The 14012-nt window shown below is 58.3% G+C and carries 9 protein-coding genes; 8 read left to right on the top strand and 1 reads right to left on the bottom strand.

Going from position 1 to position 14012, the window contains the following annotated elements:
- Window positions 1-119: 119 nt before the first annotated feature.
- Window positions 120-950, bottom strand: coding sequence for an alpha/beta fold hydrolase (locus tag AC4PR2_RS24460; RefSeq protein WP_060434591.1), 831 nt, complete (start codon window positions 948-950; stop codon window positions 120-122).
- Window positions 951-1149: 199 nt separating this feature from the next.
- On the opposite strand from AC4PR2_RS24460, the gene AC4PR2_RS24455 reads away from it, so the two are divergent.
- From AC4PR2_RS24455 to AC4PR2_RS24420, 8 genes are all read left to right on the top strand, one after another.
- Entirely contained in the window at window positions 1150-2574 is a 1425-nt protein-coding gene (locus AC4PR2_RS24455) for a coniferyl aldehyde dehydrogenase (protein ID WP_330112913.1), read from the top strand.
- A gap of 259 nt (window positions 2575-2833) precedes the next feature.
- On the top strand, window positions 2834-5029 hold the full coding sequence (katG, locus tag AC4PR2_RS24450) for a catalase/peroxidase HPI (RefSeq protein WP_330112914.1): 2196 nt from the start codon (window positions 2834-2836) through the stop codon (window positions 5027-5029).
- 114 nt (window positions 5030-5143) lie between these two features.
- Entirely contained in the window at window positions 5144-5503 is a 360-nt protein-coding gene (locus AC4PR2_RS24445; RefSeq protein WP_197803093.1) for a DUF805 domain-containing protein, read from the top strand.
- 482 nt (window positions 5504-5985) lie between these two features.
- On the top strand, window positions 5986-6885 hold the full coding sequence (locus tag AC4PR2_RS24440) for a VOC family protein (protein ID WP_337046639.1): 900 nt from the start codon (window positions 5986-5988) through the stop codon (window positions 6883-6885).
- A 41-nt stretch (window positions 6886-6926) separates the two neighbouring features.
- The gene (locus tag AC4PR2_RS24435; RefSeq protein WP_337046640.1) at window positions 6927-8216 is read left to right on the top strand and encodes an alginate export family protein; all 1290 of its coding nucleotides are present in this window, start codon (window positions 6927-6929) and stop codon (window positions 8214-8216) included.
- Window positions 8217-8718: 502 nt separating this feature from the next.
- Window positions 8719-10101, top strand: coding sequence for a serralysin family metalloprotease (locus tag AC4PR2_RS24430; RefSeq protein WP_197803090.1), 1383 nt, complete (start codon window positions 8719-8721; stop codon window positions 10099-10101).
- 423 nt (window positions 10102-10524) lie between these two features.
- The gene (locus AC4PR2_RS24425) at window positions 10525-11685 is read left to right on the top strand and encodes a phage tail fiber protein (protein ID WP_197803088.1); all 1161 of its coding nucleotides are present in this window, start codon (window positions 10525-10527) and stop codon (window positions 11683-11685) included.
- A 58-nt stretch (window positions 11686-11743) separates the two neighbouring features.
- A complete protein-coding gene (locus AC4PR2_RS24420; protein ID WP_337046641.1) occupies window positions 11744-14002 on the top strand; it encodes an S-type pyocin domain-containing protein in 2259 nt (752 codons plus the stop codon).
- Window positions 14003-14012 lie beyond the last annotated feature (10 nt).

The following is a 14012-nucleotide window of genomic DNA, read 5'->3' as shown; positions in this document are numbered from 1 at the left end:
GCAGGTTTTTACAGGCAGAGCCAAAACCGAGTCGATAACCACGTCCACAGGACGTGGTTTTAAGTTAGGAATAAAAAGCCCCGCCCGGTAAGGGGCGAGGCTCGCGACGCGTTGAGTCTTTAGCTGTTCACGAACGCCAGCAGATCGGCGTTGACCTGATCGGCATGGGTGGTCGGGATGCCGTGCGGCGCGCCCTTATAGGTATGGAGCGTGCCGTTTTGCACCAGCTTGGCCGACAGCACGCCGGAGTCCTGATAAGGCACCACCTGATCGTCGTCGCCGTGGATCACCAGCACCGGAATGGCAATCTTCTTGAGATCCTCGGTGAAATCGGTCTGCGAGAAAGCGACAATGCCGTCGTAGTGCGCCTTGGCGCCGCCCATCATGCCCTGGCGCCACCAGTTCCAGATAATCGCCTCAGAGGGTTTGGCGCCCGGGCGGTTATAGCCGTAGAACGGGCCGGCGGGCACGTCGTAATAGAACTGTGCCCGGTTGGCGGCCAGCTGCGCCTGGAAATCATCGAACACCGCTTTGGGGGTACCCTGCGGATTGGCGTCGGTTTTTACCATCAGCGGCGGCACCGCGCTGATCAGCACCGCTTTGGATACTTTGTCCTCGCCGTGGCGCACGATATAGCGCACCACTTCGCCGCCGCCCGTCGAGTGGCCCACGTGCATCGCGCCCTGCACGCCCAGGTGTTTTACCACCGCGGCGACGTCATCGGCGTAGTGGTCCATGTCGTGCCCTTCCGACACCTGGCTGGAGCGGCCGTGGCCGCGGCGATCGTGCGCCACCACGCGGAACCCTTGGTTCACGAAGAACAGCATCTGGGCATCCCAGTCATCGCTGGACAGCGGCCAGCCGTGGTGGAAGTAGATAACCTTGCCGTTTTTTGGGCCCCAATCCTTGTAGAAAATCTCGACGCCATCGCTGGTTGTTACGTAACCCATGTCGTTTCTCCCATTTACACTATGGTTAAAAAAGAAGGTTTATACTGCGCGCGGCGCCGGGATCTCTGGCTCCCTCATCCCGGTTGGCCGACGATCTTGCGTTGATCGTTTAACGAGTATAGGTTTAAAGCTCACTTTAAGGTCAAACAGGATTCGGCAAACCGCATTCCCGCTTTCACTCGGCATCAGGAGAATTCACGTGCAGGGAGATGACATCCTCATGACGATGGAGCAACGGCTTGCCGCCCAGCGCCATGCCTTCCTGCGCGACGGCGCACCGACGATCGCTCAGCGCAAAACCGCCCTGCGCCGCCTGCGGAGCGCCATTTTGGCCCAGCGCGGTGCGCTGACGGCGGCCGTCTGCGCGGACTTCGGCCACCGCTCGCCTTACGAAACCGACATCCTGGAGATCCTGGTCACCGTGCAGGCGATCGATTATCTGCTGCGCCACCTGAAGCGCTTTATGCAGCCGGAACGCCGCCACGTCGCCCTGCCGTACCAGGCCGGGCGCGCCTACGTGCAATACCAACCTAAAGGCGTGATTGGCGTCATGGCGCCGTGGAACTATCCCTTCTCGTTGACCTTCATCCCGCTGGCCACCGCCCTGGCCGCCGGCAACCGCGTGATGCTGAAACCTTCGGAGCTCACGCCGCGCACCAGCCAACTCATCGAAACGATGCTGGCGGCGCTGTTTCCCGCCGATGAGGTCGCGGTGGTGACCGGCGGGCCGGACGTCGGGGCCGGGTTCAGCACACTGGCGTTCGATCACCTGGTGTTCACCGGCAGCACGACGATCGGCCGCCAGATCATGCAGGCGGCCGGTAAAAATCTGGTGCCCTTGACGCTCGAGCTGGGCGGCAAAAGCCCCGCCGTCGTGGCGCCCGGCGCGCTCACCGCCAGAACCGTTAACAGCCTGGCGTTCGGCAAGCTGTCGAACGCGGGCCAAACCTGCATCGCACCCGATTACCTGTTGATCCATCAGGACGATGTGGAAAACTTCATCGCGCTCTACGACGCGGCGGTCAAAGCGTTTTACCCCGACGGGCCGACGAGCCATGACTACGGCACCATCATCAGCGACAGGCACTACCAGCGTTTGCAGGATCTGCTCACCGACGCCCAGGCGCGCGGCGCGCAAATCCATCCGGTCGGCCACCGCCCGAACTCGGCGGCGGAACGGCCGAAAACCCTCGCCCCCACGCTGATCGTCGGCGCCCCCGACGACAGCCGGATCATGCAAGAGGAGATCTTCGGGCCGCTGCTGCCGATACGCACCTACGCCGCCTTTGATGAAGCGATCGACGTGATCAACGCCGGGCCGCGCCCGCTGGCGCTGTACTACTTTGGCCCAGGCGGCACGCTGCAGGACAGGCTGCTGGCGCGCACCACCTCCGGCAACGTCAGCGTCAACGCCACCCTGCTGCATTTTGCCCAGGACGATCTGCCGTTCGGCGGCATCGGCCCCAGCGGCATGGGGGCCTATCACGGCATTGAAGGATTCCGGGCGCTGAGCCACGCCAAGGGCGTCTTCATCCAAAGCCGCTGGCACTTCACCGATCTGCTGCGCGCACCGTTCGGCAAGCTGGCAGACGCGGTGCTCAAGGTGATGCTGCGGCGTCGATAAGGCGGCGTGCCGGCTATCAATAACACAGCCATGAATCGCCGCAAGCTATCGCAATATTCACTCATTCCTATTTTATCTCTCCGCCGCCGCTGACTAAGCTTAGCCATGAGTCGCCCTGTGCCCGTTAGCGGCCGGGGCGATGTGATTCCATTGAGTTCAGTTATTTAGCGCAACACCCGACGCAAGCCTGACCCGCATGCCTTGTTAACCGCTCCACGCCCGGCGGCTGGAGCACCTTTACGGAAGCAGAGAGCGCATTATGACAACTGAAAGCAAATGCCCGTTTTCGGGCGGCAAGCAGCCCGCACCGCAAGACGGCCCCACCAATCAGGATTGGTGGCCTAATCAGCTCAGCCTGAAACCGCTGCATCAGCACTCCCCCCTGTCCGATCCGATGGACAAAGACTTCAACTACGCCGATGCCTTCAACAGTCTCGATCTGGCGGCGGTCAAACAGGATCTGCACGCCCTGATGACCGACTCGCAGGCATGGTGGCCGGCGGACTTCGGCCACTACGGCGGCCTGTTTATCCGCATGGCCTGGCACAGCGCCGGCACCTACCGCATCGGCGACGGCCGCGGCGGCGCGGGCGAAGGCCAGCAGCGCTTCGCCCCGCTCAACAGCTGGCCGGACAACGTCAGCCTCGACAAGGCGCGCCGCCTGCTGTGGCCAATCAAACAGAAATACGGCCGCAACATCTCCTGGGCCGACCTGATTATCCTGACCGGCAACGTGGCGCTGGAATCGATGGGCTTCAAAACCTTCGGCTATGCCGGCGGCCGCGCCGACACCTGGGAGCCGGACGACGTCTACTGGGGTTCGGAGAAGATCTGGCTGGAACTGAGCGGCGGGCCAAACAGCCGCTACTCGGGCGACCGTGACCTGGAAGACCCGCTGGCGGCGGTGCAGATGGGCCTGATCTACGTCAACCCGGAAGGCCCGGACGGCAACCCCGATCCGGTGGCCGCCGCGCGCGACATCCGTGAAACCTTCGCCCGCATGGCGATGAACGACGAAGAAACCGTGGCGTTGATCGCCGGCGGCCACACCTTCGGCAAGACCCACGGCGCCGGCCCGGCGTCTAACGTCGGCGCCGATCCGGAAGCGGCCGGGCTGGAGTCGCAGGGCCTCGGCTGGCACAGCACCTTCGGCACCGGCGTCGGCAAAGACGCCATCACCAGCGGCCTGGAAGTCACCTGGACCACCACCCCAACCCAATGGAACCACGACTTCTTCCGCCACCTGTTCGAATACGAATGGGAGCTGAGCCAAAGCCCGGCCGGCGCGCATCAGTGGGTGGCGAAAGACATCGGTGAAACCATTCCCGACGCCTTCGATCCGAACAAAAAACGCCGCCCGACCATGCTGACCACCGATCTGTCGCTGCGCTTCGATCCGGCCTACGAGAAGATTTCGCGCCGCTTCTATGAGCACCCGGAGGAGCTGGCCGACGCCTTCGCCCGCGCCTGGTTCAAGCTGACCCACCGCGACATGGGGCCGCGTGCGCGCTACCTCGGCCCGGAAGTGCCGCAGGAAGAGCTGATTTGGCAGGATCCGATCCCGGCGGCCGATCATCCGCTGATCGACGAGCAGGACATCGCCGCGCTGAAAAACGCCGTGCTGGCTTCCGGCCTGCCGGTGTCGGCGCTGGTCTCCACCGCCTGGGCTTCCGCTTCGAGCTTCCGCGGTTCCGACAAACGCGGCGGCGCCAACGGCGCGCGCATTCGCCTGGCGCCGCAAAAAGACTGGGCGGTCAACCAGCCTGCGCAGCTCGCCGCGACGCTAGCCAAGCTGGAGAGCATCCAACGCACCTTCAACGATGCCCAGACCGGCGGCAAGCGCGTCTCGCTGGCGGATTTAATCGTGCTGGCCGGCGCCGCGGGCGTGGAACAGGCGGCGAAGAACGCCGGTTTGGCCCTGACGGTGCCGTTCGCGCCGGGCCGCATGGACGCTTCGCAGGAGCAGACCGACGTGGACTCTTTCGAAGCGATGGAGCCGCTCGCCGACGGATTCCGCAACTTCCTGAAGGGCAAATACCGCGTGCCGGCCGAAACGCTGCTGGTCGACAAGGCGCAGCTGCTGACCCTGACCGCACCGGAAATGACGGTGCTGGTCGGCGGGCTGCGGGTGCTCGGCGCCAACGTCGGCGGCACGCAGCACGGCGTGTTCACCCAGCGGCCGCAGGCGCTGACCAACGACTTCTTCGTCAACCTGCTCGACATGGGCACCACCTGGCACCCGGTCGGTGAAGACGGCCTGTTCGAAGGGCGCGATCGCCGCAGCGGCGCGGTCAAGTGGACCGGCAGCCGCGTCGATCTGGTGTTCGGTTCGCACGCGCAGCTGCGCGCGCTGGCCGAAGTCTACGGCAGCGCCGACGCGCAGGAGAAGTTCGCCCACGACTTCGTCGCCGCCTGGAACAAAGTGATGAACCTCGATCGTTTCGACCTGGCCTAACTAAGCGACAGCACAAAGCCCGCCACGGTAAACCTAGCGGGCTTTTTAATCATTGATGCATATCTTTATCGCAATCTCGTGCTAACGTTGGCTAACCGCAGCCAAGGAGATGGCATGATAAAGACATCGGACAGCGCTCACCCGCTCTTCAGCAGTTACAAAAAGACCTTCACTTACTCAGATCGCGAAAGCCGTGGGCCTTATTCAATGCTGCTTTTGTGCCAGCACGTTTGGTTTCTGCTTTATCTCGCCGTTATCGCCAGCAAGATGAATGAGATTTCCATTTTCGCGCTTGCGGCGTTTTTGCTGCCTATGCTAGCGGCCAATGTGCGCCGTTTGCATGATGCGGGTTACTCCGGTGGTTGGTGCCTGACATGGTTCTGCTCCACACCCTATGTAATGCTGATCTTCGCGCTGTTCCTTCCCGCTAAGAACATCAATAACCCTTACGACGATCGCCCAAACCTGGCGTAAGCCCCCTCAACGGCCTGCTTCGGCGAGCCATGGCTGGCGCCGCGATATTCTCTTTACCCGCTTATTCGTATTTACTCAACAAGTCATATAAAAATTTGATGGGCGGCAATTCTTTTAATGCTGTATTTATATTTAGACGGCAATGAAGACCGTAAACTCAGCTGGCTAATGCGATATATCCCATCCAGGAGAACACCGCTATGGATTATCCTCGATTCACCTCAATATGCGCCAAGGCGGGCCTTATTCTCATCGCCGCCCCTTAGCGGCTGCGGGCCCGGCCGCCAAAGGCGCCCACCGTTTTTATGCCAATAAAAAAGAGGTTCTGCACCTGGGTGATATTTTCCCAGGCGCCAGACGCTCGCCCTTATTTAATGCTTCACCCCGCGCACTGCGCTTTTCTTTTTTATTTTTCAACCGACGGGAAAGGTCATAGGGAATCACACTTTACTCAGGAAAATAACCGCTACCTGGAGGTCATCATGCAACATATTATCGGTATTTCTTCTCGTCGGCTGAGGATATCGGCCCTTGCGCTGCTGCTTCCGGCAATGTCCTGGGCGGCCGATACGGCGTCTCTCGCCGTAGGGCCGCAATATGACACCACCCATGTCTACGTCGAACGCGGCAAGATGGATGCCTTTGTCGACAGCATCCTGAAAACCTTCGGCGGCACTAGCACCGAACGCGTGCTGGTCAACGTCACGCCCACGCCGAGCGAAACCTACTCCCAGCTGATACTGACGCCGGCCGGCAGCTTCTCGGTGTTCGATTTCAAAACGCCGATCCCGCACCCGTTCGGCACCGAGCGCAACGGTTTTCTGGTCAGGGATATGGACGCCGCCATCCGCCAAGCCAGGGCCGCCGGCGCCGATGTGCAGGTTGCGCCTTTCGACGATCCGATCGGCCGCGACGCGGTGATCCAGTGGCCCGGCGGCGTTAACATGCAGCTCTATTGGCACACCAAGGCGCCTAACTACAAGCCTCTGCTGAGCGTGCCGGAAAACCGCCTGTATCTCTCCGCCTACCGCGTCGACGATTTCCTGAAAAGCTACCAGGCGTTCTCGCACGGCAAGGTCGTGAGCGACGAACAGGTCAGCGATACGGCGATCGGCCGCAGCGACAACGGCAAGATCCGTCAGATCGCGCTGGACTCCCGCTTCGGCAAAACGCGCATTTTCGTCACCGACGGGCATCTGCCTTATCCGTTCGGCCATGAGCGCACCGGCTATGGCGTCGACGATCTGCCGGCCACGCTGGCCAAAGCGACGGCCAGCGGCGCGCAAGTGCTGTGGCGTTCGACGGCGGCGGAGCGCCGCGCCTCGGCGCTGGTGCGTTTCCCCGGCGGCTACATCGCCGAAATTCACCAGGCGGCTAAATAAACCCAAGGCGCGCTGCGGCGCGCTTTTTTCTTCGGATATCCATGATGAAACGCACGCTTCCCGCACTGTTGCTGTTCTCCACGCTCCCCGCCCTGGCGGCGGAGCCCGCCGCGTCCCCCTGGAAAAACATCCCGTTGGGCGATGCGGCCACCCTGTCTTTCGACGGTTCACTGCGCGAGCGCTATGAATGGACGGATCAACGGGATCTGAGCGGCGGACGCGACGATACCTTCATGCAGCGCCTGCTGATTGGCGCGCGCCTCGACTATGGCGACAACTTTGGCGCCTATGTTCAGTTGGGATCGTCACTGGCCACGCCGCGCGATCGCGGGCGCAAGCCGACCGACGAAGATCATGCCTATCTCGGTCAGGGCTATGTGGACTTAAAACTGCCCACCGCCTACGGCCTCGGCACCCTGCGGGTCGGCCGCCAGGAGATTGCGCTGGGTTCGCTACACCTGATGGGCACCCGCGACGGCCCCAACGTGCGCCGTTCTTTCGACGCCGTCCGCGCCAGCTGGGCCAAGGATAAAAACCGCCTCGACGCCTTTATCGGCCATCCCGTCACCCTTAAAACCGGCAGTTTCGACGACGATACCGACAACAGCCAAAAGGTGTGGGGGCTGTACGGCACCACGCCGCTGGCCGCGCTGGCTTCCTCGCTCGATCTCTACACCTTCGGCTTTGAGGATAACGATGCCCACTACGCGCAGCTCAGCGGGCAAGAGCGGCGCTATACCGTCGGCGCGCGCATTTTCGGCGCGGCGCAGGGATTCGACTGGGACAACGAGGCCGCCTGGCAGTTCGGCAGCGCAGAACAGCGCGACATCCGCGCCTGGTCGGCGTCGGCGCACGCCGGGTATACGGTGAGCGACTGGCGCTGGCAACCGCGCTTCGGCGGCAAGATTGGCATCGCCAGCGGCGATAAAAACGGTCACGATGGGCAGCTCAATACCTTTAACGCCATGTACCCCAAGCTGCCCTACCTGACCGAGAACGGGCTGGTGGCGCCGGCTAACCTGATCGCCATCCACCCTTCGGTCACGATTACGCCGTGGCAAACCCTGTCCATCGATTTCAGCTGGGACGCGTTGTGGCGGCAACGCCGCGAGGATGCCTTCTACCTCGGGCCGATGCGCCCGGTGAAAGGCAGCGAGCAAGGCTCGCGCTTTATCGGCAATCAGTATCAGGTCGAAACCACCTGGACGCCACGCAGCGATCTCCAGTTCAAAGTGGCCTATGTCTACTTCGACGTCAGCAACAGCCTGCAGCAGCATGCCGGGCTGAAAAACATGAACTTCGTGCTGGCGCAGGGCACCTACAGCTTTTAAGTATCAGGCAAGTTAATCGGTGTACGCGAGTACCCTTAATAATCCCGTACTCAATTAATGACGATCGCCGGCGTGTAGCCGCCTATGCGCATTGCGGCAATGGCGGTTACTCACCGCCATTCACAGATAAAAGTTAAAGAAAAGCAAAAAGATAAATCAGTCACGTAAACTTCGCGAGCCAATTACAGAGTAATATTAGATAAAGGTTTAATTCCACCTGGTTATTTAAGCACGCCTTTTACGCATATCTTATGTAAAAGATTCATATAAGAATAACTCATTAATAAAATAATTATGCCTATACTGCTTTCAGCCAATCACTGCGCACTATTAATTCCTCACCGTGATTAATGATAAGGACATATCCCGCTTGAGTGCGATATTCAAGCCAGACCAAGGAGGCAAGCCAATGATATCACGTTAATTACCCCTGATTTTCAAACCTGTGTACGAGCACATAGAGCGTTAGGTGCAATATTGTCAACGTCCAAAGGAGTTTGAGATGTCATTAGCGACCGATAAGATTTCCGGTTATTTAACGAGTTATGAAAGAGGCGATCACGCGGGGAGCAGCAAGCCCTCATACACCACGGAGGAGGTTTCAGATCTGTTGCTGAGGAGCCATTATTCCGCCAATGGCAAAGGTGTGACCGCCCATGCGGCAGCATTAACCTACTCTTTCCCCGTGTATACCGACAGCGATAAGCAAGGATCCGCACAGCTCAACGCCGCCCAACAGGCTCAAACCAAGCTTTCATTGCAGTCCTGGTCAGACGTCGCCAACGTCACGTTTACCGAAGTCACAGGCAACGACGCGAAAAATGCAGATATAAAGTTTGGTTTTTATAAAGCGGCCAGCGGGGGCAATTACACCTCTTATGAAAGTACGCAAAACGATCTCAAAAGCACTATATGGATCAGCGGGAACAATGGCTACGACGCCTCTAACCCACAAACCAATAACTATGCCAGAGATACGCTGACCCACGAAATAGGGCATGCGCTGGGGCTCTCGCACCCAGGGAACTATGATGCCTCCAACACGACTTACCCCACCTACGACAACTCGGCGAAGTATTATGAAGACGACCATCAATATTCTTTAATGAGCTATTTTAGCGAGCAATACACGAGCGCTGACTATAAAGGCGTTTGGCCATCGGGGCCGCAGCTGGACGATATTACCGCCATACAGAAGCTGTACGGCGCGAATACCACCACGCGCACCGGCGATACCACCTATGGTTTCAACTCGAATACCGACCGAGACTTTTTGAGCGTTAAGGCGTCCACGGACAAAATCGTGGCGGCTATCTGGGATGCCGGCGGCAATGACACGCTGGATTTTTCAGGCTATAGCCAGGATCAGCGCATCAACATTAACGAAGGCGCATTCTCTGATGTGGGCGGCTTGAAGGCAAATGTCGCCATCGCCTACGGCGCGCAGATTGAAAATATCATCGGCGGCAGCGGCGCAGACATTTTAGTGGGCAACGCGCTGAACAATACGCTAAAAGGCGGTGCAGGCAACGACATCATTTACGGTGCCGGCGGCGCCGATCAGCTCTGGGGCAATGCAGGCGCGGACACCTTTGTCTTCCGCGCAGCCGGCGACAGCCAAGCCGCCGCACCGGACTGGATCCGTGATTTCCAGACGGCGGTGGATAAAATCGATCTGTCGTGGCTCAACCAGACGGCTAAGGCCGAAGGGAGCGAGCTGCACTTCGTCGATAGCTTAAGCGGCTCGTTGTATGAAGCGGCGCTGAATTATGACGCGCAGCAGAATGTGACCGATCTGGCGATCAATCTCTCCGGTCATAACCAGCCTGATTTTCTGGTTAAAATCGTTGGGCAGGTCGACGCCTCCGCCGATATTCTCGTCTAGCCAAGACAAACCCGCAGTCCGGCGCGAACGCCGGGCTGTTCATCTCTTTTCAGGCCTGCCGCTGGCGTTTTATGCGCGGTTCCCACATCCATCGCCAAAGCAGTAAATGGGTGTGGGGAGCAACGGAACAACAAACACACTTAAGCAGTCAATTTAAATGACTATTAATCTATAAATTAATAAGTTATCACGTCATCGCCAGAAATCATCCGTTCTTCTTTCTTGTCTTATCCACCACACAACAAACGATTATCATTATCATTTGATATTTATTCTTGATGCTCACAAACTACTGTTCATGCATACAGTTTTCGTAATTTTTGACCATCCTCGCCTTAAATGCGTAGCGTCGTTAACTGTCTGTAAAGCGTTACCATGCGCCATTTCCATGGCAGGAACTTATTAATAAACCGAGGAATTATCATGGCTGAACAAAAGAAAAATGCCCAGGTACAGAGTGGCGTCAACGACGACATCACCGAACTTAAATCACTCACCACCCTTCGCAAACGGGTCATCAGCGACGGTGAAATCGTCTCAAAATCTGCCAACGGCTTTCGACTGGCTAACGGCAACGCCGGCGTGATGTTGCGTAACGACGGCAAAGATTTTTATGCCCTGACCACACCAAACGGGCAGGCCCAGGACGGGCAGTGGAACACGCTGCGCCCCTTCTCGTTCAATCTGGTTTCCGGTCGGGTGGCGCTGCGCAACGGCGTAGATATCTCCGGCGGGGCGATGGTGTCGCATAATGCCGGCATCTCCACCGCGACCACCGGTCCAGCCCCACTTATTAATGGGCAGGTCTATGATGCGGCGGCCGTACATACCGACTTCACCAGCGGTAACATCACTACGGCCATGTTGATGGGGTCACGCGTGGTCGCCGGCAAAGAGGATTATGGCCTGCTCTCTTACCGCGACTGGCAGGGAAACTGGAACGAACTCCAGGTCAGGCCGAATGCGGAACTGTCTGTGGGCCAACTGACTAAACGTAACCCCGATGGATGGATTTGGATTAGCGGAAACAAGAATAATAACGATGCAGAGCGGGTGACGAACGGGCTACATCTGCAGGGCGCCGGCGACCTGTTCACCAATCTCTACCACTATGAACGTATCGGTCAGCATCATTTCATGGGGGTCCATGTTGGTAATGGTGGTGCCAATGGCTGGTACGAATTTCGTCATGATGGTAACGCTTTTGCCAACGGCGGCTGGCACAGCAGTTCCGACGCCCGCATGAAAACCGATATCACAAAAATTGACGGCGCCCTGGACAAGCTGGCCCATATCGGCGGTTACACCTACCTCAAACAGGGGCTGCCAGAAGCCGGCGTGATTGCGCAGGAAGTGGAAGAAATTCTCCCCCAATCCGTGACCCAGACCGAGCTGAAGCTCAATGATGGCAGCGTGCTGAAAGACGCCCGTAGCATCAATATCAACGGCGTGGTGGCGCTGCTGGTTGAAGCGCTTAAGGAAGAACGAGCGCTCCGAGAGGCCGAATGTAATGCAGAGCGCAAAGCCCGTATCGAGCTGGAAACACGACTGGTAACGCTGGAAAAGGCACTCGCGCAGAAGTAAATCAGCAACAGTCGTCCGGCTGGATCGCTGTGTAACCCCATGAAACAAGGATGAAAAAATGCCGCAAGATATTGCTGAAGAAGAAATGGTGGTGCTTTCTGACCCACCTCCGCAACTCAATGCCGGGTCAGGGGCCGTTGGCAACGGTCAGTTGCCGGGGGTATACAGTGGTTTTAGCCCCCAGGAAACCGGTCGATTGAATGGATTGGGCTATGATACCAATCCGACCGGTCCTGTCGGGAGCACAAACATTAATATTTATTCGGCCCCCGATATCTCCCGCATGGGTGTTCAAAACCGACTGGAACCACGTCCTGACCCGTCCGGTCAAACGCTGGGTATCGGATTCAGTACGGTGTTGGATGAGTATCTGAACAAGTCCGATAATGACCATTGCCCCGTTTGTGGGCGAGAAAACTGCAAATACTGGAAAAATGACCGTGTGTTGTTGAATTCCATGAGGAAAAATGAAAACAACCTGCGCGGCAACCTGTTCGGCGCAAAACTGCCACTGCAGGTGACCGTCAGAAACACGGCGACGCGGTTTAATCATAGTCTGCCCAACGTCCTGTATCCGTTAATCAATATCCCGGGTATGGTGACCGCACCGCCGTCTGCGTTTTCAAAAGAAAACTTTAAAAATCTGATGTATCTGCGCAAAAAAATGGCGCATTTCATGAAACTCACGGAGGAAGAGCGGCGCGCATTACAAATCGCCTTATACCGACACTCTGCACCCGATACGTATAATCAAGCGTTTGACCAGCTCGACCGCGGCGATTTCAGGAATGGGGTGAAAACGCTTTACGGTTTAATGGCAGACACCGAGCAAAACCGGTATGTGCTGAGCGTGTTGATCAGCGAACTGGAAAAGCGCGGCCTCAGCGATGATGGCATCAACCAGCTTAAGACGGAACTTGCTGCCAAAACCCCGGAGGCAAAGGCCAAGGCAGAAGAGGCCCGCAAAGCAGAGGAGGCCCGTCGAGTTGAAGAAGCTCGCAAAGCAGAGGAAGCCCGTCGAGCTGAAGAAGCCCGCAAAGCCGAAGAGGCCCGTAAGGCTGAAGAAGCCCGCAAGACTGAAGCAGCACGGAAAGCGCTGTTCGCCAAAGCCGGCGTACTGGACGCCCCGGTCTATACACCCGGCATGATAAAAGCGGCCAATGCCGCGATGGCCACCGCCGGGGTCATGGTGCTCAACCGTGCGGGCGGTATGGTACAATTATCGACATGGGTCAACAGCGTGATGACCACCGCCAGTGAGCTGGCCGGCTGGGTATCCAGCGCAGTGTGGCGCGGCGCGGTGGAAGTTTCCCGGATTGCCACAGTCAGTGCTGCAGGCCCGGCAGTCGGTGCCTTCGTTGTCGGATTCTGGCCGGGGAAAGCCGGTGAGGGGAGCGACCGGGTTCCAGGGCGCGACATTGAGATGTTTGCTGCGCAGGCTCAACTGTTTGCCGCAGGGAAAACACCGATTCAGCCGGAAATGACCACGGTCGATTTACCGGTGCGCGGGTTTATTCGCCGGGGGAATAACGGCCAGCAAGAGGTAATACTGGTCAAAACAGGAACGGGCGGCGTCTCCGCTACCGTGCCGGTGTATCGGCCGGTTCGCGATGAAACAACCGGCCTGGACCGGATCACCTTGCCGGCGGTGGCCGGTGCGCCGGGGCGAACCATTTTGATAAACCCGGGCGCCGCCCCTTCAGGTCCGTGGCATACCGGCAATCCTGCGCCAGCCGCGCCGGTAACGCCGGTGCATACCGGTACAGAGATAAAGCAGGCCGACAGTATCGTCACGACGACCTTTCCGGCAGGCGACCTGCCACTGCAGGATTTTATCTACTGGCAGCCTGATGCAACGGGGGCCGGTGTTGAGCCTGTCTATGTCATGCTCAGTGGTATCTATGGTGAAACCAACGCCAAAGGGCAATACAGTGGTCGCGACTACAACACGGACAAGGCCGGTGGCCCAATTCAGAATCTGGACTGGAAAACCGCCATCATTGACCGCGCCGGCGTGGATAAAGTGAAGCTGCATACCGGGCGGTTTGGGGCGTCAGCGGAAAATGCGGTAATGATCGATCGTTTGGAGAAAATCCTGAAGGGTGAACTACAGGCGACTGACACCGACAAACGTTACTACACCCATGAAGTCAGGGAACTTGAGCGTTATCGTGCTCTGGGGATCGCAGATAGTACGGTTCCCGAAAATGACTACGAAGTCTGGAACAACACCCATACGGCGACGTTGGAAGACTATAGGTTGAGTTCTGATGAAACTCTTTTGTATACGCCTGAAGCGTTGAATCCGCAGAAATAAATATCGAGGT

The sequence above is a fragment of the Serratia sp. A07 genome (assembly GCF_058725505.1).
Note: the sequence above shows the minus strand (reverse complement) of the source record. Positions and strands in the feature narration are given on the sequence as shown.